At 66.4% G+C, this 25,852-nt stretch carries 28 protein-coding genes; 10 read left to right on the top strand and 18 right to left on the bottom strand.

Features of this window, described 5'->3' with window-relative positions:
- Positions 1–44: 44 nt before the first annotated feature.
- Positions 45–824: a HugZ family pyridoxamine 5'-phosphate oxidase gene (locus CE453_RS26520; RefSeq protein ID WP_089177323.1), complete on the bottom strand. Its 780-nt coding sequence runs from the start codon at positions 822–824 to the stop codon at positions 45–47.
- 208 nt (positions 825–1,032) lie between these two features.
- On the opposite strand from CE453_RS26520, the gene CE453_RS26515 reads away from it, so the two are divergent.
- From CE453_RS26515 to CE453_RS26495, 5 genes are all read left to right on the top strand, one after another.
- Positions 1,033–1,734 (top strand): response regulator transcription factor, encoded by a 702-nt coding sequence (locus CE453_RS26515; protein WP_089177322.1) that lies wholly within the window; start codon positions 1,033–1,035, stop codon positions 1,732–1,734.
- 131 nt (positions 1,735–1,865) lie between these two features.
- The gene (locus tag CE453_RS26510; protein WP_248308163.1) at positions 1,866–3,572 is read left to right on the top strand and encodes a stimulus-sensing domain-containing protein; all 1,707 of its coding nucleotides are present in this window, start codon (positions 1,866–1,868) and stop codon (positions 3,570–3,572) included.
- The gene (locus CE453_RS26505; protein WP_157733215.1) at positions 3,562–4,047 is read left to right on the top strand and encodes an HPr kinase/phosphorylase; all 486 of its coding nucleotides are present in this window, start codon (positions 3,562–3,564) and stop codon (positions 4,045–4,047) included. The genes CE453_RS26510 and CE453_RS26505 overlap by 11 nt, the downstream gene beginning before the upstream one ends.
- 112 nt (positions 4,048–4,159) lie before the next feature.
- Positions 4,160–4,561, top strand: a complete 402-nt coding sequence (locus tag CE453_RS26500) for a PTS sugar transporter subunit IIA (protein ID WP_089177319.1) — start codon at positions 4,160–4,162, stop codon at positions 4,559–4,561.
- A gap of 34 nt (positions 4,562–4,595) precedes the next feature.
- Positions 4,596–4,910 carry an HPr family phosphocarrier protein gene (locus tag CE453_RS26495; RefSeq protein ID WP_089177318.1) on the top strand — a complete coding sequence of 105 codons (315 nt, stop codon included), beginning with the start codon at positions 4,596–4,598 and terminating at the stop codon, positions 4,908–4,910.
- A gap of 17 nt (positions 4,911–4,927) precedes the next feature.
- Here the strand turns inward: CE453_RS26495 and tsaE are convergent, their stop codons facing one another.
- From tsaE to ahcY, 3 genes are all read right to left on the bottom strand, one after another.
- Entirely contained in the window at positions 4,928–6,487 is a 1,560-nt protein-coding gene (gene tsaE / locus CE453_RS26490; protein ID WP_089177317.1) for a tRNA (adenosine(37)-N6)-threonylcarbamoyltransferase complex ATPase subunit type 1 TsaE, read from the bottom strand.
- Positions 6,484–8,826: a sensor histidine kinase gene (locus CE453_RS26485; protein ID WP_248307889.1), complete on the bottom strand. Its 2,343-nt coding sequence runs from the start codon at positions 8,824–8,826 to the stop codon at positions 6,484–6,486. Before CE453_RS26485 ends, tsaE begins: the two co-directional genes overlap by 4 nt.
- A 556-nt stretch (positions 8,827–9,382) precedes the next feature.
- A complete protein-coding gene (gene ahcY / locus CE453_RS26480; RefSeq protein ID WP_089177315.1) occupies positions 9,383–10,777 on the bottom strand; it encodes an adenosylhomocysteinase in 1,395 nt (464 codons plus the stop codon).
- A 191-nt stretch (positions 10,778–10,968) separates the two neighbouring features.
- On the opposite strand from ahcY, the gene CE453_RS26475 reads away from it, so the two are divergent.
- The 5 genes from CE453_RS26475 (at position 10,969) to trxA (ending at position 19,397) form a co-directional block, all read left to right on the top strand.
- Positions 10,969–11,712 carry a nucleotidyltransferase family protein gene (locus CE453_RS26475; RefSeq protein ID WP_472840964.1) on the top strand — a complete coding sequence of 248 codons (744 nt, stop codon included), beginning with the start codon at positions 10,969–10,971 and terminating at the stop codon, positions 11,710–11,712.
- Positions 11,705–14,812 (top strand): double-strand break repair protein AddB, encoded by a 3,108-nt coding sequence (gene addB / locus CE453_RS26470; protein ID WP_157733214.1) that lies wholly within the window; start codon positions 11,705–11,707, stop codon positions 14,810–14,812. Before CE453_RS26475 ends, addB begins: the two co-directional genes overlap by 8 nt.
- A complete protein-coding gene (gene addA / locus CE453_RS26465; protein WP_089177313.1) occupies positions 14,809–18,306 on the top strand; it encodes a double-strand break repair helicase AddA in 3,498 nt (1,165 codons plus the stop codon). Before addB ends, addA begins: the two co-directional genes overlap by 4 nt.
- Positions 18,303–18,959 (top strand): DUF1345 domain-containing protein, encoded by a 657-nt coding sequence (locus CE453_RS26460; protein ID WP_089177312.1) that lies wholly within the window; start codon positions 18,303–18,305, stop codon positions 18,957–18,959. Before addA ends, CE453_RS26460 begins: the two co-directional genes overlap by 4 nt.
- Positions 18,960–19,076: 117 nt before the next feature.
- On the top strand, positions 19,077–19,397 hold the full coding sequence (gene trxA / locus CE453_RS26455; RefSeq protein ID WP_089177311.1) for a thioredoxin: 321 nt from the start codon (positions 19,077–19,079) through the stop codon (positions 19,395–19,397).
- 99 nt (positions 19,398–19,496) lie between these two features.
- On the opposite strand, the gene CE453_RS26450 is transcribed toward trxA, so the two are convergent.
- The 14 genes from CE453_RS26450 to CE453_RS29515 form a co-directional block, all read right to left on the bottom strand.
- On the bottom strand, positions 19,497–19,889 hold the full coding sequence (locus tag CE453_RS26450) for a DoxX family protein (RefSeq protein ID WP_089177310.1): 393 nt from the start codon (positions 19,887–19,889) through the stop codon (positions 19,497–19,499).
- Between the two features lie 621 nt (positions 19,890–20,510).
- Positions 20,511–21,524 (bottom strand): tyrosine-type recombinase/integrase, encoded by a 1,014-nt coding sequence (locus CE453_RS26445; protein WP_089177309.1) that lies wholly within the window; start codon positions 21,522–21,524, stop codon positions 20,511–20,513.
- On the bottom strand, positions 21,517–21,771 hold the full coding sequence (locus CE453_RS26440) for a hypothetical protein (protein WP_089177308.1): 255 nt from the start codon (positions 21,769–21,771) through the stop codon (positions 21,517–21,519). The genes CE453_RS26445 and CE453_RS26440 overlap by 8 nt, the downstream gene beginning before the upstream one ends.
- Positions 21,772–21,773: 2 nt before the next feature.
- Positions 21,774–21,977 carry a hypothetical protein gene (locus CE453_RS26435; RefSeq protein ID WP_089177307.1) on the bottom strand — a complete coding sequence of 68 codons (204 nt, stop codon included), beginning with the start codon at positions 21,975–21,977 and terminating at the stop codon, positions 21,774–21,776.
- Complete coding sequence (locus CE453_RS26430; protein ID WP_089177306.1) at positions 21,977–22,444, bottom strand: hypothetical protein; 468 nt, start codon at positions 22,442–22,444, stop codon at positions 21,977–21,979. The genes CE453_RS26435 and CE453_RS26430 overlap by 1 nt, the downstream gene beginning before the upstream one ends.
- Positions 22,441–22,842, bottom strand: coding sequence for a DUF4326 domain-containing protein (locus CE453_RS26425; protein WP_089177305.1), 402 nt, complete (start codon positions 22,840–22,842; stop codon positions 22,441–22,443). Before CE453_RS26425 ends, CE453_RS26430 begins: the two co-directional genes overlap by 4 nt.
- Entirely contained in the window at positions 22,835–23,131 is a 297-nt protein-coding gene (locus tag CE453_RS26420; protein ID WP_089177304.1) for a hypothetical protein, read from the bottom strand. The genes CE453_RS26425 and CE453_RS26420 overlap by 8 nt, the downstream gene beginning before the upstream one ends.
- Positions 23,121–23,330 (bottom strand): hypothetical protein, encoded by a 210-nt coding sequence (locus CE453_RS26415; protein WP_089177303.1) that lies wholly within the window; start codon positions 23,328–23,330, stop codon positions 23,121–23,123. The genes CE453_RS26420 and CE453_RS26415 overlap by 11 nt, the downstream gene beginning before the upstream one ends.
- Positions 23,327–23,581, bottom strand: a complete 255-nt coding sequence (locus tag CE453_RS26410) for a hypothetical protein (RefSeq protein ID WP_089177302.1) — start codon at positions 23,579–23,581, stop codon at positions 23,327–23,329. Before CE453_RS26410 ends, CE453_RS26415 begins: the two co-directional genes overlap by 4 nt.
- Complete coding sequence (locus CE453_RS26405) at positions 23,574–23,864, bottom strand: hypothetical protein (protein WP_089177301.1); 291 nt, start codon at positions 23,862–23,864, stop codon at positions 23,574–23,576. Before CE453_RS26405 ends, CE453_RS26410 begins: the two co-directional genes overlap by 8 nt.
- A gap of 220 nt (positions 23,865–24,084) precedes the next feature.
- Positions 24,085–24,927 carry a TFIIB-type zinc ribbon-containing protein gene (locus CE453_RS26400; RefSeq protein WP_157733213.1) on the bottom strand — a complete coding sequence of 281 codons (843 nt, stop codon included), beginning with the start codon at positions 24,925–24,927 and terminating at the stop codon, positions 24,085–24,087.
- Positions 24,920–25,063, bottom strand: a complete 144-nt coding sequence (locus tag CE453_RS28840; RefSeq protein ID WP_157733212.1) for a hypothetical protein — start codon at positions 25,061–25,063, stop codon at positions 24,920–24,922. The genes CE453_RS26400 and CE453_RS28840 overlap by 8 nt, the downstream gene beginning before the upstream one ends.
- Positions 25,063–25,623 (bottom strand): hypothetical protein, encoded by a 561-nt coding sequence (locus CE453_RS26395; RefSeq protein WP_089177299.1) that lies wholly within the window; start codon positions 25,621–25,623, stop codon positions 25,063–25,065. The genes CE453_RS28840 and CE453_RS26395 overlap by 1 nt, the downstream gene beginning before the upstream one ends.
- Positions 25,624–25,669: 46 nt before the next feature.
- Positions 25,670–25,804 (bottom strand): hypothetical protein, encoded by a 135-nt coding sequence (locus tag CE453_RS29515; protein WP_282568767.1) that lies wholly within the window; start codon positions 25,802–25,804, stop codon positions 25,670–25,672.
- Positions 25,805–25,852: the final 48 nt, after the last annotated feature.

Below are 25,852 nucleotides of genomic sequence, written 5' to 3'. Positions count from 1 at the left end.
TGGTGAACGCAGCCCGCCCGCCCGTCGGCCGAGGTGACCGAGCGTCAGATTTGGCCGCGCGCCTGCTGCGCCAGCATCACCAGAACCTGTCGCAGCCTGGCCGGGTCGGTGACGCGCTCAGGGAAGACGAGCCGTCCGTTCTCATCGCCGTAGACGAGGTCCAGCCCCTCGGGATCGAGGCCCGTCGCCTTCCAGCGCCCTTCGGGCAGGCCCAGCAGCTTGGTCGCGTAGAGCTCCAGTGCCTCGGCATGATCGTCGTTCATATGGGCGACTGCGCCGTCCTCGGCCGCGATCAGCGCCTCGCAGCCCTTCAGGTCGAGCAGCACCTCGTCGACGGCGATCGCACCGGCCCGCGCGAAGCCGCCATTCGGATGGAGACCGAGGACGGAGAGGCGAAAGAGCGAGAAATCGGGAAAATCGGCGTAGAGCTTCGCCTTGGGATGGCGCGCCAGGAAGCGGCGCTTGGCGTTGGTGTCCGTGCAATGCTCGGCCCGCCCGACCACGCTGAGCCGCGCGGAATTGGCGAGCGGATCGCCCCTCCCGAGCGAGGAAACCAGGACGGAGATGCGCGGATCGGCCTCGATGTTCCGGGTATGCAGTGAAAGCTTCGAGGCCAGGAACAGGGGCGAGCCGTCGACGTCGGTGGCGATGTTCGTCAGCGTCGCGAGCGGGAAGCCGCTGGTCGGGTCGAGCGTCGCCAGCGCCGCGATGCGGGCTTTGCGCAGCGTCGCGCGGGCCATGGCGACAGGCTCGAAGTCATCCGGCGCGGAGCCGCCGAGTTCGAGACCGCGTGGTGTGATGGCGGCGGGGGCGGATTCGGTCATCGGGGTGCGATTCCTGCTGATCCGTTTTATGCTACAAGGCTGCGAGCCGCCGCGGCTTCATTTATGCCGAAAGCCGCGAACAGTTGCGGCGTCTGAGCGTTGAGCCATAGCGAATCCGCCTCCGAGCCGCTAGATTGCTGCCATCCTTTGGCCGCTCTCGCAGGGGAGTGGACCCGTTTATTGCAACAAGAGCAGAGACGAAAGCCTTATGCCAACGATTGCGCTGGTCGATGACGACCGGAATATCCTGACGTCGGTATCCATCGCGCTCGAAGCCGAGGGCTACCGCATCATGACTTACACGGACGGTGCCTCGGCTCTCGACGGGCTGAAGCAGAACCCGCCGGATCTCGCGATCTTCGACATCAAGATGCCGCGCATGGACGGCATGGAGCTGTTGCGCCGGCTGCGTCAGAAGTCCGACCTGCCCGTGATCTTCCTGACCTCGAAGGACGAGGAGATCGATGAGCTCTTCGGCCTCAAGATGGGTGCCGATGACTTCATCCGGAAGCCGTTCTCGCAGCGCCTTCTGGTCGAGCGCGTCAAGGCGATCCTGCGCCGCGCCGGCGCCAAGGACACCACCGCCGCCGCCCGCGCCGAGGACGCCAAGGCATTGGAGCGCGGTCTGCTCCGCATGGACCCGGAACGTCATACCTGCACCTGGAAGGGCGAGCCGGTGACGCTGACCGTCACCGAGTTCCTGATCCTGCAGTCGCTGGCGCAGCGTCCGGGTGTGGTCAAAAGCCGCAACGCCCTGATGGATGCGGCCTATGACGATGAGGTCTATGTCGACGACCGCACGATCGACAGCCACATCAAGCGGCTGCGCAAGAAGTTCAATCAGGTCGATACCGAGTTCGACATGATCGAGACGCTCTACGGCGTCGGCTACCGCTTCAAGGAAACCTGAGGCGGCCCGCGCTGGCCCCGACCATGAGACTTTAGAGCATGGCAACGGTCGACAACGAAGTGCCCGCGTCCTCGGCGGCAAGCCGCTGGAGCGCGGCCCTGCGACGCCGCCTGGGCCTGCTCTGGCGTCGCATGGCGCGTGCGGTCTCGTTGCGCGCCGCCTCCAGCCTGACGCGGCGCATCGTCGTGCTGAACCTCGGCGGCCTCGTCGCGTTGCTGCTCGGCTTCCTCTACCTCAACCAGTTCCGCGAGGGTCTGATCGAGGCGCGCGTCCAGAGCCTGCTGACGCAGGGCGAGATCATCGCCGGTGCGATCGCCTCCTCGGCGACGGTCGAGACTGACACGATCACCATCGACCCGGACAAGTTGCTGCAGTTGCAGGCGGGCGAAAGTGCCGGCATCGCCGACGACCCGCTCGATTTCTCGATCAATCCCGAGAAGGTCGCTCCGCTGCTGCGCCGCCTGGTGACGCCGACCAAGACCCGCGCCCGCGTCTACGACAAGGACGGCCTGCTCACCATCGACTCGCGCAGCCTCTATTCGCGTGGCGATGTGCTGCGCCTCGACCTGCCGCGGGTCGGCGAACCCGACGAGCCACCGTTGCTCGAGCGCACCTGGAACATGCTGCGCAACAAGCTCGGCAAGGCCGACGTGCCGACCTACGACGATTTCGAGAATGCCAACGGCAAGTCCTATCCGGAGGTCGCGCGCGCCCTCAACGGTGCTCCGGCGAGTGTGGTGCGCGTCAACACCCGCGGCCAGACCATCGTCTCGGTCGCGGTGCCGGTGCAGCGCTTCCGGGCGGTGAAGGGCGCGCTGCTGCTCTCGACGCAGGGCGGAGACATCGACGCCGTCAGCGGCGCCGAGCGCTTCGCCATCTTCCAGGTCTTCGCCGTGGCCGCGGGCGTGATGATCGTGCTCTCGGTCCTGCTCGCCGGCACCATCGCGGAACCGATCCGCAAGCTTGCCGACGCGGCCCAGCGGGTGCGCCGCGGCGTCAAGTCGCGCGAGCAGATCCCGGATTTCGGCAGCCGGCACGACGAGATCGGCCATCTCTCGGGCTCGCTGCGCGACATGACCAAGGCGCTCTACAGCCGCATCGAGGCGATCGAGAGCTTCGCGGCCGATGTCGCCCATGAGCTCAAGAACCCGCTGACCTCGTTGCGCAGCGCCGTCGAGACCTTGCCGCGCGCCAAGTCGGACGAGTCGCGCGGGCGGCTGCTCTCGGTCATCCAGCACGATGTCCGCCGCCTCGACCGGCTGATCTCCGACATCTCCGACGCCTCGCGCCTCGATGCCGAGCTGGCGCGCAACGATTCCGCTCCGGTCGACGTCGCGCAGGTGCTGGAGGCGGTGGTGACGATCCAGAACGAGACGCGCCGCGACAGCCAGGCCAAGATCGAGTTCTCGGCCGACCGGCGCAGCCAGAAGCTCGGGGACGATGCCTTCCTCGTCATGGGCCACGATTCACGGATCGGCCAGGTCATGGTGAACCTGATCGACAACGCCCGCTCCTTCTCGCCGTCGGACGGGACGGTGCGGGTCGTGCTCTCGCGTGTCGCCAACGACGTGCTGGTCACTGTCGAGGACGAAGGGCCCGGCATCGAGCCGCATGCGCTCGAGCGCATCTTCGAGCGCTTCTATACCGACCGCCCGAATGAGGGTTTCGGCCAGAATTCCGGTCTCGGCCTGTCGATCTCGCGCCAGATCGTCGAGGCGCATCGCGGCTCGATCCGGGCCGAGAACCGGCTGGGGCCCGCCGAGGCCGATGGCGAGGCGCCGCGTCTCGGCGCCCGCTTCATTGTCCGCCTGCCCGCTGCCCGTCAGCATGCTTCCTGATCCGGCACTGACGCCCGCCCCGCGGCGGGCCGGCGAGGAACGCATCCATGCGACGGCGGTCGCCATCGGCGAGGCCGGCCTGCTCCTGCGTGGCGCAGCCGGCAGCGGCAAGTCGACGCTGGCGCTGGCCCTGATCGAGCTTACGGCCCAGATCGGTCGCTTCGGCCGGCTGGTAGCCGACGACCGCGTGGCGCTGGCGGCGAAGGGCGATCGGCTGGTGGCGCGCCCGGTTCCGCCGTTGGAGGGCATCGTCGAGCGCCGCGGCCTCGGCCTCACGCCGGAGCCGGCGACGCCCGCGGTCGTGGTGAAATTGATCGTCGATCTCATCGGCGAGGAGCCGCCGCGCATGCCGGAACCGGAGGAGCTGGTGGACAACCTGTGCGGGATCGACCTGCCGCGCCTTCGCGTGACGGGACGTGCCGGCGACGAGCGGCTCGTGCTCGCGGCGCTCGACTTGTTCACAGGCAGCGCGTGAGGGTCATGATTTCGGCGTCTTTGGCAGCAAGTGACTTGCGATTATCTCGCACCTGCCGCATAAACCGCCACCTTGTCCGGGCGCCGATGGGCGCTCTCCGGTGCTGGATTGAATGATCGGACTGGTCCTCGTGACTCATGGGCACTTGGCGACGGAGTTCCGCGCGGCCCTCGAACATGTCGTCGGCCCGCAGGCCAACCTCGCCACCATCGCCATCGCTCCCGATGACGATATGGAAAGCCGCCGCCGCGACATCATCGCCGCTGTCGAGCGGGTCGAGAGCGGTCGCGGCGTCGTCATCCTGACCGACATGTTCGGCGGCACGCCGTCCAACCTCGCCATCTCGGTGATGGAGCCGGGACGCGTCGACGTCGTCGCCGGCGTCAACCTGCCGATGCTGATCAAGCTCGCCAGCGTGCGCGAGGAAAAGACACTCGACGAGGCGGTGACGAGCGCGCAGGATGCGGGGCGCAAATACATCACCGTCGCCAGTCGCGTGCTGGCCGGCAAGTAAGGCAAGTTGGCAAGGACAGGCGCGGAAAGCCGGGATGGACGAAGACTGCGACTGCCCCGAAACCGAAATTCCGCCCGGCGCCCTCTACGGCGAGTTCCAGATCATCAACAAGAAGGGGCTGCACGCCCGCGCCACGGCGAAATTCGTGCAATGCGCCGCCCGCTACGATGCCGAGGTCACGGTGAGCCGTTGCGGCGAGACGGTCGGTGCCACCTCGATCATGGGCGTGCTGACGCTCGGCGCCGGCATCGGCTCGACCATCACCATCGTTGCCAAGGGACCTGAGGCGGGCGAGGCGCTGAAGGCGCTCAGCGAGCTGATCGCCGACCGTTTCGGCGAGGGCGAATAGGCAGGGCGCGGCCCGATCTAGCCCGCTTCGCCGGGCTCCTCGAACAGCTTCGGCATATGCGCCTGGTACCAGCCCTTGAGCTCCGCCAGGGCGGGGTGCTCGAGATTGCGGCGCAGATAGGCCTCGATCCGCGGCAGGTGCTTGAGATAGCCCGGCTTGCCGTCGCGCTTGTCGAGCCGGGCGAAGATGCCGGCGATCTTCGTATTGCGCTGGGCGCCAAGGATCGCATAGGCGCGGGCGAAGTGCGCGAGGTCGAAATCCGGCGCATCCGCCCGACGGGCGGAGCCGTAGGTCGCGAGCAGCTTCAGCTCCAGCGCGGCAGGCACGTCGACGCGCGCATCCTGCCCGAGCGCGACGAGGTCGTAGGCAGGGTTGCCCAGAACGGCATCCTGGAAATCGATGATGCCGACCTTGGCGATGCCGTCCCGCCCGGCGAGCCAGATCAGGTTCGGCGAATGGATGTCGCGCAGCGTCCAGGTCGTGGGCGCGGCCAGGATCTCGTCGAACAGGGTGCCCCAGATCCGGCCGAACTCGGCCTGTGTCACGGCCGGCAGCGTCACGCCCGCGATATGCGGCCCATACCAGTCGAGGATCAGCTCGGTCTCGATGGCGAGCGCCTGCTTGTCGTAGTCGGGAATGATGTGGTCGCGCCCTTCCGCCACCGGCAAGATGGTCGGCAAGGTGTGACGATGCAGGTCGGCGAGCAGCTGGGCCGTCGCTTCGTAACGCTCGGCGATCGGCCTGCCTTCCGCATCGAGCACGCCTTCGCTGCCGAGATCCTCGATCACCAGCAGGCCCGTGTTCAGATCTTCGGCCAGGATTTCCGGCGCCGAATAGCCGAGCGAGCGCAGGCCGCGATCCATCGCGACGAAAGCTTCGACGCTCTCGGCGAGATGAGCGATGGCGCTGTAGGGCTTGCCCATACGGATCGGCGGCCCATCCGCGCGCGGCGGCGAAATCATCAGCACCGCGGTTTCGCCCGTGGGGCGGGTCAGGCGCTCATAGGCGCGCGTCGAGGCATCGCCCAGCATGAAGTCACGCCGCGCCTCGCCCCAGCCGGCCTTGTCGATCAGCCGGCGCGCCGCGACCGCGATGGCGAGACGCTGCTTCCACAACACGCCGCCGGCGAGGTCGGCGATGCGCCCGGTCTCCGGATTGTCGGGGTCGACGTCGAGCACGATGTCGAGGCGTCGCCCGGCGGGGAGGCGCTCTCCGGCCCGGTCCGGCCATTCCACCAGCATCACTGTCTGGTCGACATCCTCGACAAGGCCGAGATCGTCGAGCTCCTCCGGCGAGCGGACGCGGTAGAGATCGGCGTGCAGCACCGGCCCGCGCGGCGTGTCGTAGCTCTGGACGAGGGTGAAGGTCGGGCTCGGCGCCTCAAGCTCCGGGTCGCCGGCAAGCTCGCGCAGGATGGCGCGGGCGAGCAGCGACTTGCCGGAGCCGAGATGGCCCGACAGCGCGACGATATCGCCGGGCTTGAGGATGGCGGCGATGTCGGCGGCGAGGCGCGTCGTCGCCGCCTCATCCGCCAGCAGGAGCCGGTGCGTGCCGGCCGCGCGGGCTTCTTCCGTCATTCGGCCGCGTCCGAGAGCGGCAGGCCCTGCGCCGGGAAGATCGCGGTGACGCGCGTGCCTTGCCCCGGCGTCGAGTCGAGCTCGACATGGCCGCCATGGAGGGCGACGATCGAGCGCACGATCGAGAGGCCGAGGCCCACGCCACGGTGGCTGGAGCCGAGCGAATGGCTCTCGAAGCGCTCGAACACCTTCTCCTTGACCTCGGCCGGGATGCCGCGGCCCTGGTCGGCGACGGTGAGGCGGATGTCGCTGCCCTGTCGCCTTGCCGTGACATGCACGGTCTGGCCGGGCGAGGAGAAGCCGATCGCGTTGGAGAGCAGGTTGAACAGTACCTGCCGCAGGCGCTTGCCGTCCGCCCGCAGAGAGCCGGTGCGCGGATCGATCTCGACCTTCAGCGACAGCTTGCTGTCGGTCAGCCGGTCCTGCAGCCCCGCCGCCGCCTGGGCGATGGTGTCGGCGACGTCGACATCCTGGATGTCGAGCGTCAGCGCGCCATTGTCGATCGTGGCGAGGTCGAGAATGTCGTTGATGATCGCGAGCAGCGCGCCCGACGAGCGTACGATATGGGAGGTGTAATCGCGCTGCTTCTCGTTGAGCGCACCGACCGTCTCGGTGCCGAGCAGCTGGGCGAAGCCGATGATGTTGGTCAGCGGCGAGCGCAGCTCATAGGAGACGTGATGGACGAAGTCCTCGCGCAGCCGCGAGACCTTTTCCAGCGCTTCGTTCTTTTCGGTCAGAGCGCGCTCGACATTCACGCTGGCGGTGACGTCGGCGAAGGAGATCAGCGTCGCGCCGTCCGGCAGCGGCGCCGAGGCGATGTCGAGCACCATGCCGTCGCGGCGCTCGATGCGGCAGCGATAGTCCTCGCGCGCGTCGCGCACGCCGGTGACGGTGCTGAGCAGTTCGCTCCAGACCTCGTCCTGCGGGAACAGCGGCCGGCAGAGCTTGACCACCTCGTCGATATGCGGGGCGCTGGCGAGCATGTCCGCATCGATGCGCCAGGATTGGGCGAAGGCCGGGTTCGAGAGCTTGAGTCGCCCGTCCGAGCCGAACACGGCGACACCCTCGCGCAACGAATCCAGCGTCTCGCGCTGGGTCCGGGTCAGGGCGTTGAAGCGCGATTCCAGCGTAAAGCGCTCGGTGACGTCGTCATAGAGATAGGTGACGCCGCCCTGCGGGTTCGGGCTGGAGACGACATGGATGGTGCGCCCGTCCGGCAGGTACCACCAGTCCTCGGCGGCGCGCGTCGCGGTATAGGCCGCATGCACGCCGGTCTTCCAGCTCCGGTAGTCGCCAAGCTCGGGCAGGCGCCGCTCGGAGCGCAGCCGGTCGAGGATCTCGCCATCGCTGGGCAGGCCGTCGAGGAAGCCGGGATCGAGCGACCAGAGCGCATCGAAGCCGGAGTTCCGGTAAAGGAGCCTCTGCGAGCCGTCGAACACGGCGACCGCCGTCTTCAGCCGGTCGAGCGTGCGGACATGGGCGTCCATCTGGCGCTGCAGATCGGCGCGGATCGCCTCCAGTTCGCTCATATCGGTGGCGAAACCGGCGAAGCCCGTCGGCGTCGGCAGTTCGACGACGTCGAGCGTCCGGCGCTGCCCGGCGACGACGGCCGGAGTGCGGATCGTGAAGGGATTGCCTTCGCGGCGGGCGCGGGCCGCCTGCTCGCGCTCGTTGCGGTCGAGCAGCTCCAGCCCGCCCTTGACCGCCGTGCCGATATCCGTGGCCTCGACGGCGCCGACATAGGCGGAGTTGACCCAGGCGAGCCGGCCGTCCGCATCGCGCATCCAGGCCGGATGCGGCAGCCCGGCGAGCAGGCTCGACAGCGCTGCGTGATCGGCGGTGACCCGTTCCAGCTCGCTGCGCAGGGTCATCACCTGCGCACGCTCGCCCGTGACCTCGCGGAAGCGAATGACGGCCCGCCCGGCGACAGGTCGGCCCTCGATATCGACGAAGGGACCGGATTTGCTGCGGATCGTGAAGGCGAAGGCCTCGCCATGTTCCTTCAGCGCATCCGTGGCGAGTTCGAGCCGCTTGGCATCGGCGGGCGCGGCCCAGCTGCCATAGGCCAGCGCCAGCGCCGCGCCCGGAGCGCCGAGAAAGCCGCTGTCGCCTTCGAAGACCGGCTGCGCGTCGCGCCCGTTCCAGCTCGCGATCACCTGCGGGTCGGCGGCGAGGAGGATGGAGAGGCGTTCCTGATGTCCGCGTGCAGCCTCCAGCTCGCTCGCGAGCCTGGCTTCGCGCCGCTGCCAGCGCGAGCGCTCGCGGACATAGACGAGGGAGGTGGTGGTGGCGAAGACGGTGAGACCGGCAAGGATGATCGAGAGGGCGCCCGTGCTCATCAAGTCGAGCTTGGCCGGCGCGAGCCATTCGCTCTGGGCCAGGGCCGGCGCGGGGAGAAGGGCGAGTGCGGGCAAATACCGGGCGGGCAAGTACCTGGCGGGCAGGAGCCCGCGCGGACGCCAGCCGCTACCTCGTCCCTGTCGCCTCGCGCTTGTCATTCCGCGTCCGTCGCCTCTCGAGCGGCCAGGGCCGCCAATATCGCAGGTCTCGCCGGAATCGGTCTCGCGGAGCCGGGTGTCGCACCCTCTCCGGCGGCCGATACACGCGCGCCACCATGCCAATCACATCAGAGCTTGAACCGGGGCGCGCCGTCTCGGCACCCCGAATCAGTTCCACTGTAATCACCGCTCGACTCCGTCAGGAAGTGCTTAATCGCCGGTAAACGGAGAGTTTTTGGAAGCGGTCGGAAATGTGAGTCGATGACGATCAAGGATTAGAGGTGTGATGAGTTCGATATACTATTAGTAGTGTTCTTGTGTTGTTCTCAGCGGGCTCATGCCACGAAAAAGGGCCCGGCTTGCGCCGGGCCCTAGGTCTCTCACCGCTGGGCGGGTGTCAGTAGCGGTAGTGGTCGGGCTTGAACGGGCCGGCCTGCGGCACGCCGATGTACTTCGCCTGGGCGTCGTTGAGCTTGGTGAGCTTGGCGCCGACCTTGGCGAGGTGGAGCGCGGCGACCTTCTCGTCGAGGTGCTTGGGCAGGGTGTAGACCTTGTTCTCGTAGTTCGCGTGGTGGTTCCAGAGCTCGATCTGGGCCAGCGTCTGGTTCGAGAATGAGCAGGACATCACGAAGGACGGGTGGCCCGTGGCGTTGCCGAGGTTCACGAGGCGGCCTTCCGAGAGCAGGATGATGCGCTTGCCGTCGGGGAACTCGATCTCGTCGACCTGCGGCTTGACGTTGTCCCACTTGAAGTTCTTCAGGCCGGCGACCTGAATCTCCGAGTCGAAGTGGCCGATGTTGCAGACGATGGCGCGGTGCTTCATCGCGCGCATGTGGTCGACGGTGATGACGTCGAGATTGCCGGTCGCCGTGCAGAAGATGTCGCCGCGCGGAGCAGCGTCTTCCATGGTCACGACCTCATAGCCTTCCATCGCGGCCTGCAGGGCGCAGATCGGGTCGACCTCGGTGACCAGCACGCGGCAGCCGGCCTGGCGCAGCGAGGCGGCAGAGCCCTTGCCGACGTCGCCATAGCCGGCGACGACCGCGACCTTGCCCGACATCATGACGTCGGTCCCGCGGCGGATGGCGTCGACCAGCGACTCGCGGCAGCCATACAGGTTGTCGAACTTCGACTTGGTGACGCTGTCGTTGACGTTGATCGCCGGGAACGGCAGACGGCTCGCCTTGGCGAGCTCGTAGAGGCGGTGCACGCCGGTGGTGGTCTCTTCCGAGACGCCCTTGATCGCGGCGCGGGTCTTGGTGAACCAGCCCGGATTGGCCTTGAGCTGGCGCTTGATCAGCGCGAAGAAGATCGTCTCTTCCTCATTGCCCGGCTTGTCGAGGAAGGCGGCGTTGCCGGCCTCGGCCTCGGCGCCGAGGATGATCAGCATGGTCAGGTCGCCACCATCGTCGAGGATCATGTTCGGCGTGCCGCCATCGCCCCAGGTCGCGGTCTTCAGCACGTACTCCCAGTACTCCTCCAGCGTCTCGCCCTTGATGGCGAAGACGGGCGTGCCGGTCGCGGCGATCGCGGCGGCGGCGTGGTCCTGGGTCGAGAAGATGTTGCAGGAGGACCAGCGGACATCGGCGCCGAGCTCCTTCAGCGTCTCGATCAGAACCGCGGTCTGGATGGTCATGTGCAGGCAGCCGGCGATGCGCGCGCCCTTGAGCGGGGCCTTGCCCTTGTTCTCGGCGCGGACCGCCATCAGGCCCGGCATCTCGTCCTGGGCCATGTTGATTTCCTTGCGGCCGTAATCCGCAAGCGCGATGTCCTTGACGATGTAATCCGACACGGGTTGGCTCCAATCGCTCGATCTGAATGTGGCGCGCTCTCTAGCAGCGAGGGCGCCGAAAGGCAATCAAAGATATAAAGATGTCTTTATATGGATTGATTGCCGGCACGATTCCTGCCGAGCTTCGACCGCGAGGCGATGTGGTTCGCGGGCTTGTCTGCTAGCTTCGGTCGTCCAACAGGGAGATTCGCGTGACCACATCCGCCTCGCCGCCGATCCGCCGGGCCATGGTGCTTGCGGCCGGGCTCGGCCAGCGCATGCGCCCGATCACCGACACGCTGCCGAAGCCGCTGGTGAAGATCGCCGGGCGGACCATGCTCGACCATATGCTCGACCGGCTGGCGGATGCAGGCGTCGAGCAGGCGGTGGTCAATGTCCATCACCTCGCCGGTCAGGTCGAGGCACATCTCGCCGGCCGGCTCACTCCGCGCATCACCATTTCCGACGAACGCGCCGAACTGCTCGAGACCGGCGGCGGCGTGAAGAAGGCGCTGCCCCTGCTCGGGACGACGCCCTTCTTTCACACCAACTCCGATGCGCTCTGGCGCGAGACCGGCAAACCGGCCCTGCCGGCGATGGCGCAGAGCTGGGACCCCGAGCGCATGGACATCCTGCTCCTGCTCGCCGACATGGACACCAGCCTCGGCTTCGACGGCGCCGGCGACTTCTTCTGTGACGAGGATGGCCGCCTGGCGCGCCGCGGCGGGGCAGCACGCGCGCCCTACGTCTATGCCGGCGTCGCCATCCTGAAGCCCGAGCTCTTCGCCGAGACGCCCGACGGGCCGTTCTCGCTCAACCTGCTCTTCGACCGCGCCATCGCGAAGGGGCGGCTGTTCGGCGAAGTGCTGGAAGGCCGCTGGCTCCATGTCGGCACCCCCGAGGCGATCGCGCCGGCCGAGGCCGCGCTTGCCGCCGCCCAGGCGGTCGATGCCTGAGCTCAACCTGTTCAGCATCCCGGCCGGCGCCCCCTTCCTGGAGGTGCTGGCACAGGCGATGCTGGATGGCCGCCTCGGCCCGGTCCATGATCCGTCCGATCCCGCCGCGATGGCGCGCGCGACGCTTTATCTGCCGACGCGCCGTGCTGCCCGCGCCTTCACCGCGATCCTCGCTGACAAGCTCGGTGGCAAGCCGCTGCTGCTCCCACGCATCGTCCCGCTCGGCGATGTCGACGAGGTCGAGACCTCTCTGATCGGCTCCGGTGCCTGGATGGGCGAGCGGATCGTGCCGATCGAGCCGCTGCCGCGCCGCATGCTGCTGACCCGGCTGGTCGATGCCTGGGGCCGCAGTGCCAACCGCAGCCATCTCCGGCTCGATCCTTCGGAACCCTCGCTGGTGCCGGCGACGCTGGCCGAGGCCTATGGACTTGCCGGTGATCTCGCGGCGCTGCTCGACCAGATGCAGACCGAGCGTGTTCCGGTCGAAAGGCTGGGCAGCCTCGATGCCGCCCGCTTCGACAAGGTCTGGCAGCTCAATGCCGGCTTCCTCGGCATTCTGGGCGAGGCCTGGCCGCAGATCCTCGCCGATCTCGGCGCCTGCGATCCTGCCGCCTTCCGCAACCGCATGCTGGCGGCCGAACGCGAGCGTTTGCTCGCCGGCGGAGCCAAGGGGCCGATCATCGCGGCCGGTTCGACCGGCACGGTGCCCGCAACGGCCGAGCTCCTGGCGGCTATCACTCGCCTGCCGAATGGGGCGGTCGTGCTGCCCGGAATCGACCTTGCCCTGCCAGAGCGAGCCTGGAGCGCGATCAAGGACGAGCCCGCTCCTTCGCACCCGCAGGCAGCCCTGCATCATCTGATGGAGGTGCTTCAGGCGACGCGCGACGATGTTCGCGAGCTCGCCAAGCCCGATGCGCCCCGTGCTGCCCGCGCCGACCTCGCTCGGGAGGCGATGCTGCCGGCCTCCGTGACCGAACTCTGGTCGGATCTCGGCCAGCGCATTCCCTCCGAGGCTGCCGAAGCGGCCTTCGCCGAACTGCGCATCGTCGAGGCGGCGGATGAGCGCGAGGAGGCGCTGATCGTCGCTTTGGCGCTGCGTGAGGCCTTGGAGCAGTCCGGCCATCATGCCGCGCTGGTAACGCCGGATCGCGGCCTTGCCGAGCGCGTCGCCGTGGAACTCAGGCGCTGGGATGTCGAGGTCGACGATTCCGCCGGTTTGCCGCTCGGCCGCTGGCCGGCGGGCTCGCTGCTCCGGCTGATTCTCGAAGCGGCTCTGGCGCAGATGACGCCGACGACATTGGTTCCGCTGCTTGCCCATCCGCTCTGCCGGTTGGGCTTGAGCCGCGGGGCGGTCGAGCTTGGCGCGGCGGCACTGGAAATCGGCGTGTGGCGCGGGAACGCGGTCGGCAGAGGCCTCGCCGGCCTGCATATCGCGCTCGACCAATGGGACGAATTGCGCGAAGGGCGGCATGTACCCGGTCCCCGAGGGCGACTGACGATCGAGGACCGTTCCGCCGCAACAGAGCTGCTCCGCGCCATCGAGCGGGCGAGCGCCCCCTTGCTTGAAGCGCTTTTCCTCGAAGAACCGTCGCTGGCTGCGGTCTTCAAGGCCGCGCGCGAGGCCGTTACAGCCTTCAGCGCCGACGAGGCAGGGCAGCCACTCGCCTTCGCCGGGCCGGATGGCGAAGCCCTCTCGGGCCTGTTCGACGAGCTGACCGCTGCCGAGACCGTAATGCCGCCGGGCGGCCGGGCGCAGGATTTCGTCGCGATCCTCGACGGATTGCTGGGCGAGCGCGCGGTGACACGGAAAGCGCCTGGCCACCCCCGCGTGGCGATCTGGGGGCTGCTCGAAGCGCGCTTGCTCGAAGCCGACCATATCGTGCTCGGCGGGCTGAACGAAACCGTCTGGCCGCCGCAGACCACGACCGATTCCTTCATCAACCGGCCGATGCGCGCCGAGCTGGGTCTGACGCCGCCGGAGCGACGCATCGGCCAGACGGCGCATGATTTCGTGCAGGCGCTGATGGCGCGCTCTGTCACGCTGACACGCCCGCGCAAGGCCGGCGAGGCGGAAACCATCGCCTCGCGTTTCTGGCAGCGCCTGCAGGCGGTGACGCCGGCACCGGTCTGGCAGAAGGCGATGGCGGAGGGCGAAAAGCTGCGCGGCCTCGCCGGCCTCCTCAGCGCTCCCGCCCATGCGAAGCCGGTCGGACGCCCGGCGCCACGTCCGCCGCGCGAGTTGCAGCCGCTTTCCCTCAGCGTCACCGAGGTCGAGACGCTCTATCGCGACCCATACCAGATCCATGCCCGCAAGATCCTGGGGCTCGATGCGCTCGACAAATTGATCGAGGACCCGACCGCGCAGGACCGCGGCAAGCTGCTGCACGGCATCGTCGAGGACTTCACCAAGACCTACCCCGAGCAATTGCCCGCCGATGCGCTGGGGCAGGTGGTCGCCATCGGCAACCGCCTGTTCCACGCCTATGACGATGTGCCCGAGGTACGCGCCTTCTGGTGGCCGCGCTTCCTGCTGACGGCTGGCCATTTCATCCGCTGGGAGGAGCGCCGTCGGGGCGATATCGCACGCATCGGCGTCGAACTCGGCACCGGCGCGAGCTTCAAATTGGCCGATGGCAGCGAGTTCCGCCTGCATGGCCGCGCCGACCGCATCGAGCTGACGCGCGAGCCGAGCTTGCGCATCGTCGATTTCAAGACCGGCGCGCCGCCGAGCAAGGCGCAGGTCGAGAAAGGCTTTGCACCGCAACTCACACTTGAAGCCGAGCTCGCCGCTCGCACCGGCTTCAAGGGGCTCGCCGGACCGATGCCGGTTTCCGCCTTGCTCTACATGAAGCTGCATCACGATCCGAAGGGCTGGGCCAAGGACAAGCCGCTCGAATTCGACGGCGAGCCGCTGGCCGACGTGGCCGCCCGCCATCTCGAAAACCTGCTCAAGCATCTCGACGCGCTGCGTTCCGGCCGCGAGCCCTACGTCTCGCGCCGGGCGCCCGATTACATCCGCTATGCCAGCCCCTATGACCATCTCGCGCGGGTCAAGGAATGGTCGGCGGCATCCGAAGGTGACGACGGGGGCGAGCCGTGAAGCCGGGCTGGATCGTCCCGCCGCTGACCAACCAGAGGCAGGCGCAGGCCGCCGATCCGGGGCTCTCCGCCTGGGTTTCGGCCAATGCCGGCTCGGGCAAGACCCATGTGCTGGTCAACCGCGTCCTGCGGCTCTTGCTCGACGGCGTTCCGCCCGGCCGCATGCTCTGCATCACCTATACCAAGGCGGCGGCCGCCAATATGGCGAACCGCATCTTCAAGGCGCTCGGCAACTGGGCGACGCTCGATGCGGAGGCTTTGCGCCGCGCGCTGACGCAACTGACCGGCCGGGCGCCGACCCTGGCCGAGCAGGCCAAGGCTCGCCGGCTTTTCGCGGAATCGCTGGAGACGCCCGGCGGTCTCAGGATCGAGACGATCCATGCCTTCTGCACCCGCGTGCTGCAGGCCGCGCCCTTCGAGGCCAATGTCCCGCCGCGCTTCGAGGTGGCGGATGATCTGGCCCAGGCCGAGATGCTGCGCGAGGCGCGCCGCGACCTGCTCGCTCTCGTCGCCGCCGATCCACAGGGGGCGGAGGCCAGGGCGCTCGACCTGCTGGCGCGGCTGGCGGCGCAGGATTCCTTCGAGAGCATGGTGCAGGAGGCCCTGCGCCAGCGTGCCTTGTTCAGCGACGAGAATGGCCGGGCTCGTGATCCGGAGGAAATGCGCGCCGGCATCGCCACCTTCCTCGGCATCGCACCCGATCTCGACGCCGAGACGGTCAAGGCTGCGTTCCGTGCCGAGCTTGCCACGTTGCCGGGTCTGACGGCGCTGATCGAGGTGCTGGGCGGTGGCAGCAAGACCCGGCAGGATTTCGCTGCGAACCTGCGCACGCTGCTGGCCGGGCAGGATGATGGCGATCCCGTCGCCTTCTGCCGGCGCGGCTTCATCACCGAGGCCGGCACGATCAACAGCAATGTGCGCGGGCGGGGGAGTTCCGCCTTCGACGGCGCTCTGCTTGCGACGCTGGAAGCGCTGGCGGATTGCCTGCTCGCGGCGGCGGACCGGTTGAACGCCATCGCCATCCGCGATCGCAGCGCGGCGCTGGCCCTGCTGGTGACGCGGATGCTGGCATCCTACCAGCGCCAGAAGAGTCTGCGCTCGTTGCTCGATTACGACGACCTGATCGCGCGCACGCGCTCGCTGCTGGAGCGAGTCGAGGCGGCCTGGGTGCTCTACAAGCTCGATGCCGGCATCGACCATATCCTGCTCGACGAGGCGCAGGATACCGGCGAGGCGCAATGGGCCATTTTGCGCAAGCTCGCCGAGGAGTTCGTCAGCGGCGGCGATCTCAGGCTGAAACCGCGCACCATCTTCGTCGTCGGCGACGAGAAGCAGTCGATCTATGGTTTCCAGGGGGCTGCGCCCGCCGCCTTCGGCGAAGAACGACGCGCACTCGAAACACGGGTCGCCGCCGCCGAGCTCGCTTTTGAGGCGATCAGCCTCAACACCTCCTTCCGCTCGGCGCCGGACATCATGCAGGCGGTCGATGCGGTCTTCGCCCTGCCGGAACATGCGCGCGGCCTCGTCTTCGACGGCGCGGCACGGCCCGAGACGCACGACACGGTGCGCCGCAGCGCGCCCGGCACAGTCGATATCTGGCCAATTGCCGCCAACGATACGGGCGAGCCGCCCGATGCCTGGACCACGCCGGTCGACGCGCCGGAGCGGCGCAGCGGCACCGTCAAGCTCGCCGGGCGGATCGCTGATACTCTGCAGCGCTGGCATCGCGATCGTCGCGACGATCGCGGCCATCCGTTCGAGGCCGGCGACGTCATGATCCTGCTGCGCCAGCGCGGCGCGCTGTTCGAGGCGATCGTCAAGGCGTTGAAGGATGCCGGCGTTCCTGTCGCCGGCCGTGATCGCCTGACGCTCGCCGAACACCCCGCGGTGGAGGATTTGGTCGTACTCGGCCGCGCTCTGCTGCTACCGGACGACGACCTAACCTTGGCGACCGCGCTCAAGACGCCGCTGATCGATCTGAACGACGACGATCTGCTGCGTCTCGCGCCGGGCCGCAAAGGTTCGCTGCGCGCCGCCTTGCAGGAGGCTGCCGAAAACGAGCCGCGCTATGCCGCCGCCGAAGCAAAGCTCGTTCACTGGACAAGTGAGGCGGGACGCTGCGGACCGTTCCGCTTCTTCGCCGACCTGCTCGGCCCGGGCGGTGGGCGCAATCTGGCACTGGCGCGGCTCGGCGCCGAGGCGGGTGACGCACTCGACGCTTTTCTCAACGCCGCGCTCGACCATGAGCGGCGTTATGGCCCATCGCTCGCCGGCTTCCTCCAGCATGTCACCGGCAGCGCCGCCGATGTGAAGCGCGATCTCTCGGCCAGCGCCGGCGAGGTCCGTGTCATGACCGTGCACGGCTCGAAGGGGCTGGAGGCGAAAATCGTCATCCTTGCCGATCTCGGCCCTGAACCGGGTGCGAAACGTCTTCCCAAGATTCTTGCCGTGCCAGCGTCCAACGGGGTGCTGGTCCCGATTTGGCCGCCGGCCAGCGCCGAGGACACGCCCGCGACGTCGGGCGCCAAGGCCAGGGTCGTCGACCAGATGGTCGAGGAACATCATCGCCTGCTCTATGTCGCGATGACCCGCGCCGAGGACCGGCTGATCGTCTGCGCCGCGCAACCCAAGGGCGAGGCGCCGAAGGGAAGCTGGTACGCGATGATCGCAGAGGGCCTGGCTGCTTCCGAGGCCGGGTTGCAGGAGGTCGGGGGAGGCGACGGGGCGATCCAGCGTTTCAGCGTGACACCGCCGGCGCCGTCTGAAGACATCGCAACGAAAACCGGCGCCGCCAAGGTCATGGCTCCAGGTTGGCTCGCCCGCCCGGTTCCGCGCGAGGCCGAGCCCTTGCCGCCTTTGAAGCCCTCTGGCGCGCTCGCTGCCGCCAATGGCGAGGAGCGACCGGGCGATGGGCCGTTTCTGGCCGAGGCGGCCACGGCTGGCCGGCTGGCGCATCTCCTGCTGCAGGTCCTGCCGGAAGTCCCGGAGAACCGCCGCGAGGAGACGGTGCGGACATTGGCCGAAGCCCGTGGCCGCGCCCTGCGACCGGCGCGGCGCAACGAGATCGCCGCGATGGCGCTGGATCTGCTCAAGGCGCCCGCGCTTGAGGAATTATTCGCCGATGATGCTCTGGCAGAAGCACCCGTTTCCGGCGCAATCAGGCTGCCGGATGGGTCGGTGCGTGCGGTATCCGGGCGTATCGACCGGCTTGCCGTCACGTCGGACAGAGTGATCATCGCCGACTTCAAGACGGCGGCTCGTCCACCGGCGAGCGCCGATGCAATTCCGGCGACGACGGTCGCTCAGCTCGCCGCCTATGCGGCGCTGCTGCGGGAGATCTATCCCGGTCGCAGGATACGGGCTCTGCTGGTCTATACGGCCAATCTGTCCTGTTTCGAGATCGGAGCCGAAAGGCTCGATGCAGCCCTGGCGGCCTTGGCGTGCGAGGTATCGGACGATACTCTAACCGCCTCGCACGGACTGCTCCCGCCATGAAGATCCTGCCATCTTTGCTGCTGCGCCCCCGCCTTCTGCTGGCGCTGGCGGCGGGCGCCGTGCTGGCCGCGGTGTTGCCCGGCCACTGGCGCTGGGCGACGCGCCTCGTCGTCGCCTGGGATGTGGGCGCGCTGCTCTTCCTGGTGCTCCATGCATCGACCACCTTCCGGGAGTCGGTGCATCAAATCCGGACGCGGGCCGAAAGGCAGGATGAAGGCGCCTTCGCCATCCTCGTCATCGCCTGCCTCGCCGCGAGCGCGAGCCTTGCCGCGATTGCGTTTCAGCTCTCGGGTCTCGGGGCTGTCTCTGCCGGCGAGCGAAGCGGCCATCTTGCCTTGGCCGGCATCACGATCGTGTGCTCATGGACGCTGCTGCACGCCTTTTTCACCCTGCATTACGCCTATCTCTACTACCGGGACGGCAAGGCTCAGCCCTGCCTGGATTTCCCGGGCAAGGCCGACCCCAACTATGTCGATTTTCTGTACTTCTCCTATACGATCGGCTGTACGTCCCAGACCTCCGACATCGCCGTGACCACGCATCACGCGCGCGCCATCGTGCTGCTGCAATCCGTGCTGACCTTCATCTTCAACACCTCGATCCTGGCGATGGCGATCAATGTCGGGGCGAGTCTGCTGTCCGCCGGGTCGTAACGCACGCGGCACGTTTCAGCCCTGCCCTGCGCGCGCCTTGACCGGAAGGGCGGTCGTTCATAGCTTCGCTGGCGAAGGGTGGTCTTGCCGCCCATTGAAACCGAAAGGCGGCCAGTCATGGCGACGAACAAGGTAACCGATCAGAGCTTCGAGGCCGATGTCCTGAAGTCCTCGGAGCCGGTCGTGGTGGATTTCTGGGCGGAGTGGTGCGGTCCCTGCCGCATGATCGGCCCGGCGCTCGAAGAGATCGCGACCGAGCTGCAGGGCAAGGTCAAGATCGTGAAGATGAACGTCGACGAGAATCAGCAGATCCCGGCTCAGTTCGGCATCCGCTCGATCCCGACGCTGATGCTGTTCAAGGACGGCAAGCTCGCTTCGCAGAAGGTCGGCGCCGCTCCCAAGAGCGATCTCTCGCGCTGGATCTCGGCCGCCGTCTGATTCGCGCCTGATCGACGCAAGAAAAAAGGCCCGCTTCCCTTCGGAGGCGGGCCTTTCTGCTTCAGGGTGACAGCCTTGTTAAGGGCGACAGTCTTGGCCTCAGCCGCGGCTTCCCTTGTCGATCGCGAAGGCGCCGGCGCCGGCGAAGACGAGATAGAGGAAGATGAAGCAGTAGAGGATCGCCGCGTCGCCGCTGTTCAGCGCGGGGTAAATGCTCTTCGGCGCGTGAGCCATCCAATAGGCGAAGGCCATCTGGCCCGAGAGGATGAAGGCGACGATCCGGGTCTGGAATCCGACGAGCACGAGCAGGCCGCCGACGAATTCGAGCATGCCCGCGAACCAGTAGAGCGTGAAGGCTGCGGGCAGTGCGCCGCCGGCGGGCGGGGCGGGGAAACCGAACAGTTTTTGCAGGCCGTGCAGGATGAAAATCAGCGCGGTGATGATGCGCAGCAGGCCGAGTGCCTGCGGCGCATAGCGATTAAGCGAGTTCATCTGAATCCTCTGTCGAAGCAGGTGAAGGTAGGGTCGATCGGTTCCTGTGCGTTTCCTGCCGGCTTTTAGGCAGGGCTTCCGATTTTGCGCAATATCCAGAACTCGATCTGGGTCGCTTGCGTTTCTGCAAAATCAATCACGTTCCCGCGACGGCTGTGTTATTCTTACCGCAGCGCACGCTTTACGAACCCTTATGCAATTATTGGCTAAGTAACTGATATTGCTAGAGTCCGGTTTACTGGTTTACCGGAACAGCCGGGGAACTTAGGCGGAACTAACCGGCACTCTGTAAACCGCTTTTGAGGGGCGTTTTTGGTTCCTTGTGGACGCTTGCGGAATTGCAAAAGCCTTAAAGCGGGAAAGCCCGCTGCCTTAGTGGCGGCGGGCTTTGTGGTTCTTAGAGGGCTCGGCGCCTGGTGTCGTAAGCCTTATTCCGCAAAGCCGCTGCGGATCCGAAGTGGTGGGCTGATGCGGCCCTGGCCTTCTCACGAGTCGCCGCGTCAATGCGCGGCTCATCGTCTGCCATCTTCGCAAAACCGCGCCCTTGATCGTCGTGCCAGTTGGCGACAAGCTCGTAAGCGTTCGCCTTCGCTGTAGGTGTCCATGTTAATACCACTACCCTCAAGCTCCTCGTGCCGCTTGGCGTTGGTCGATGTGCTTGCTGTAGTGCATCACTTTCTGAATCGACATGCCGACCATGGCTGCAATCTGCTGGTGTGTCTTGCCGGCGATTCGCTCATCACAAACCTTCGTCGCGCGCAGGTCGTGAGGGCTAAACTCCGCAAGCGCCTTGCCCGCATCTGTCCGCGCATAAGCATTCCAGGCGTCCCGCAGGCGGTCGGTGATGTACGCCTTACCGTCGGGGCGAATTATGTACGGCGTGATCGGTGGCGCGCTCCAACCGTCAACCTCCGCAGCCTGATCGGGCGTCAAGAACGACCAATGCGGCCGGTTCTTGAGCTTCTTGATTTTGTGGCTGATGCCATCCTCGTCTCGGTCGCAAGGCCGCATCGTGATCAGATCCGAAATCCGCTGACCCGTATAGCGGCCAAGCACTCCGAGACGGTGCACAGCTACCGGGCACGCCGGGTCGCGGAGGGCGGCCCATGCGGCTGGCGTGATCGGCTTCGCGCCGTCTTCGGCCTCGTCTAGCGTGTCCACCTCTCGAGCCGGGTTGTCGGCCCTCAGACCCTTCTGCACGGCGTACTTCATGAGGAACTTGGTCACGGTCAGAGCCATGTTGGCCATCGACGGCGTGTCCGCCAGATTGCTCATCAGCGTGATAACGTGAGTGACCGTGATCTCTGACGGCTCCCAGTCGCCCCAATGGTCAAGGATCGGGCCGATTGCCGACAGATAGGTTGCCTTTGTGGAATCAGCCTTGCCCGTCCACGCGGGGCTCGCCTTGTAATCATCCACCAGCGCGCGCATGTCGTATGCCGCAGCCTTGTCGCCACGCTTTATCCGCGCAAGTTCTTCATGCCACTCTGGCGTGCCGTATTCGGGCAAGCGCACCCGCTTGCCTTCGTTCGGCTTGCCGCGGTTCGGCGTGTAGTACCAATACGTTTTGCCACCGGGTTTGCGGATGCACACCACACCAATCGGCACGTCATCGTCGAACTTGCGCTTAGGCATTTCGTCTCTTCCGAACGTACGGTCCTTCCATCATCTTACGGCCCTCGTCTTGTGTCGCGGTCACGCCAACCAACTTTTGCTCGACGCTCGGCCAATGCCAACGGACAATTTGGCCGCGGTTGACGTTCGCCGGCGGAATGAAACCCTGGCGCAGCCACAGGTCAAAGGTGTCGACACTGATCATGAGCATTGCTGCCGCCGTCTTTCGATCGACGAAGACAGGGCGGTTATCATTCGCGGGGGTCATGGCTAGTGCTCCCAAGGCCGCGAAACCGGCCCGATTTCCTCGCGGTGTTTGTATGTGCTGTAGCAGCGACACCAGCCGCTATCCCATTGCGCGTGCGAATATGCCTGCGCGGTCTCGCTGTACGGGTTGAGGTCGCCGTCAACGTCGTTCTCGCGAGCCATCCAGCCGTTGCGAAAAGCTTCGCAATCTTCGTCGTCGCCGTACATCACTGCGCCTCCATTGCTGCGCCTGGCGCAGCAATTTGCGCTATGGCGGCGCGGGCACGGCGGAGGTGTCCGGTCGTGATCTCGACTCGGTTTATCCCGTAAACGGCCCTCTCGTCGTGGTCGTCCTCGTGGCTTTCCCGGAACACACCGGGGCGCGTTTCGTATCGATAGAAATAGGAGTCAGCGAGTGCGCTAAATGGCTTCAAAGCATCCAGCGCGTTCTCCAAAGCGGCTTCTGCGGCTAGGGCGCGGGCTTCGGCTGCTTCAAGCTTGTCGTTCCAGATCGTGGCCCATGCATCATGGCTTTCGATGGAAGCCTCGATCTCCCGCTCCTTCTCCGCCAGGATCGGGGCGAAGAGGGCGAGCACTCTTTCCACGCATTCGGTGAGGTCCGCGCCTTCGTAGGTCATCGGCAGGATTTCGGCCTCGACCTGCTCTCGGCTCGGCATCGCGGCAGGGGCGGTCATGGGGACACCTCTTCGCAGATCGGCCGGTTCGCTAGTTCGAGCAGGACATCGGCATGGCAGGGCGCGTCAGGCTTGCACCAGCAGGCGAGGTTCTTGCCGCGCAATGTCGGAAGGTCTTTGAGTATCCCGCGACGGCGCTCATCACTCTGATGCCCCTGCCACCAATCCCGTCCCGACTGACTTGGCCCTAGCCAATCTCGGAAGCACTCAACGACGAATGCCTGCCATGTATCGTCGGTGGCGTATCCGCTCTCGATGGCGGACGCGCGCGTAAACGGGTTTCCAAACCAGCCGGGACGCGACACATTGACGGCCAAAAGACCGTTTGTGGCTTGCGATAGAACCTGCAGGTCGAAACCCTTCCGACGCGAAAGCTGAAGACGCACCGGCTCACTCATCGCGCCCTCCCGCCGCAGCGAGCATGGCGCGGCGCTTGAATTCGGTTCGCCACCAGAAATTACCCCGAGCATGGGCAGGGCGTTCAAAGCCGTCTTCGTGTTCGCCGTTGAGCCAGCTGAGAGCGTCCTTCGGCACGAGCACCCACCCGTCCGTCTCTCCGGTAGAGCCGGGGCTGAGGGCTTGGAGGTAGGCGGCAATTGCTCGAGCGAGCCTATCGCGATCCGGCTGACTCTGCGTCTGCGGGCTGTACGCTTCCATCGCGCTCGAAAGCGCCTTCTCATCGATCATGGCTGGCCTCCAGGGCGGCGCGGGCCAACCCGTCCAGATTGGCAAGGCGGGCACGCATTTCCTCGGTGAACCGGAAGACGTCTTCCGGCCGCATGTCGGGATAGATATCGATCAGGTCGAGACAGTCAGACGCCCACGCCGCCGCATTTTTCGAGATGTATGACGCCTGTTGCGCGAATTTGACCTTGCTCAGCTTCACGGCACTGCCTCCTGACCGGGCGTCTCGATATGGCTGGCGATCTGCCGCATGATCTCCGCCATGGTGCGGAGCTTCGCCATATCGTCAGCCCCATTGTAGGGATGATCTTCGTAGGGGATGCCCTGCGGGACACGCCCGATCAGCGCCGCGAAGAACGTCCGCGTGGGGTTGTCGAGGTGGGCCATGTGCCCGCACGGCCAGAGCGTCGCGAGGAACGCCTCGGCCTGCTCGCGCGTCAGCTTCTCAGCCATGTCCTTCGTTCTCCTTGGCGGGGCGCGGGCGGGCTGCCTCGTAAGCGGCCTTCGCACGGTCCAGCGGGCTCAAGAGCGGTCCGGCTGGCTCGTCAGACCAGCGCGCCAGATAAGCTTTCCGTTCGCTCAGCCAGATCTTGTACGGGTGGTACATTCGAGGCCCGAAGGGATAGACTGCATCGATCGCGGCTTTCCTGTCCTTCATCGCGATATCGCGATCCAGACCCGCATGTGCCTTGTCGATGGCTTCGCGCGCCACCTTGCGCCATGTTGCGCTGGCCATCGTTCACCCCTCCTTCTCGGTGGCGAGGGAGGCGCGGCCAATGAAGGTGCTTCCGTCAGGTCGCAGCCAAATTTCGGGAATGTCTTCACGCTGGCACCACGGCCGGGCATCAGAGAATCGACCGCATCCGTGGCATCGCATCGGCCGGCAGGCTGGCGTCTGCGGGAAGCCATTGGAGCAAAAAGCGCTCCGAACGACATAGGCTGAGCAAGCCGCGATTTCAGCCATCGCAGGCCTCCTTCACCCCCTGCGCGCTCTCGACCGCAGCGGGCGCGGGTGGCGTGGCGTAGAGGGGCTGGATTACGAGGTGCCCATTTGGGTTCGCAGGCTGATAGGGGCCTGACACCCAATTCAAGCTATTATGTGCTCGCCAGCGCCACGCCACCGGCTCAGCGGCAGAGGTGGACGGAGATAGGGTGGCGGCAATTGCCCTAGCGTCCTGTTCACGCCACACGCGACAAACTTCACGCCTTTCGCTCAGCGAGACGACGCCATAGTCGCAGCAGTCAGCCGGGGTATCCTTGCAGAACCACGCCTCGTACGGCCCTTGGGTCTCCATGGGTTCCCGCACCACCGCAGGCGAAGAGGGCTTGGCGTAGCCGCACTCGGGACATGTGATCTCGCCATCGACACGATCCACGATCATCTTGGTGTCGCCGCAGTAGGTGCAGCGAACCCCAGCCTCCGACCCGCTCGTCGCGGCCGGGGAGAGGGCCTGAACCTCGCGGCAGTGCTTGAAGCCTTCTTCCATGTTGGTGATTGCGTCGTCGACGGTTGAAATGCCGTCACGAATGTTCTTCAGCCACTGGAAGCCGGTCGATGCGAGGTCGGCCCATTCATTGGCCTCGTGCTTCACCGCATCCACCCCGCTCGCAGGGGCTGGGGCGGCGGCGATGCTGTCGATAAGAGCCAACATGCCTTTCACATGGCCGGTGAGACTGTCCGGATCGGCATGCGGGATGGCGTTAAATCGCTCTCTGACTTCGGCCAGACGTTCGGGCGTGATCGGCAGCACCGCCTCATCGTGCGCCGGGTTGGTAGAGGGCGTCATGGGTTCAGACATGGGGACGTTCTCCGCGCTTGGCCGCTAAGAATGCGGCCGTCCGTTCGACAAAGGTGACAGGGCCGCGCTTAGCGAAGCGCTCAAGCCACGCGCGGTAGAGGATGGCTTCGGCGCCGTGCAGTTGAACGAGAGCCATCACGCCTCCTCCCCGCGCTGTTCACGCGAGACGGGGGTGAGGAGGGAACGGGCCTGTGTGCGCCAGTCCATCACGATTTTGTCGAGCCGGTCCGCTGTGCGGTCGTGGCCTAGCTGTTCAGCGCTAGCCTGCTGATATGCGGCGTTGACGGCATTCAAGCCGCCGGAGACACAGGCCTCCAACACCCTGACCCGCTCCTCCTTCTCCCGCAGCGCGGACAGGGCTTCGTCGGCACGAGCCTTCCACTGATCGATCGTCAGAGGCTTCCGCTCTGGGCAGCACGACAGGAGGTTGGGATTGGCAGCGCGCTCTCGCGCCAGATCGGCCTCGGTCCACGAAGACCCGCAGCCGTCGCAACGGACCTCAGGACGTTGCGCCTCCGCCAGCTCGCGGTCCTTGGCAGAGAGGGCTTGGCGATGCAGGTCGGCGCGAATGTACTCGGTCGGCTCTGGATCACCGTCGCAGTCCGGCCAGACTTTATCTTGGCACCACTGGCGGCCTTCACAGCCGTAGACCGGCGCCATCGGCTCAAGCCAGATGCGTTCGTGGTCCGCGCCCATCCCAGAGGCTGCGCTTGAGGGGGTGTCAGGGATCATGCTGCGGACCTCAATGCCAATTCTTAGGATCGTCGAGCGGATCAGCCTCGTCAGCCATCCAAGAATCCCACCAACGCATGACGACAGGCACCAGAAACGCCGCCAAGCCTCCGCCTACAAATCCCGCGATAAAGTCGAAGTTCATGGAAACGACTCCCTGTGTGGGAGTCGTTATAGTGATGTCTGACGTCAA

Origin of the sequence: Bosea sp. AS-1, from assembly GCF_002220095.1 — a bacterium.
In the GTDB taxonomy this organism is placed as follows: Bacteria; Pseudomonadota; Alphaproteobacteria; order Rhizobiales; family Beijerinckiaceae; genus Allobosea.
The sequence above is the reverse complement of the archived record's forward strand: the minus strand, read 5'-3'. Positions and strand labels throughout refer to the sequence as shown.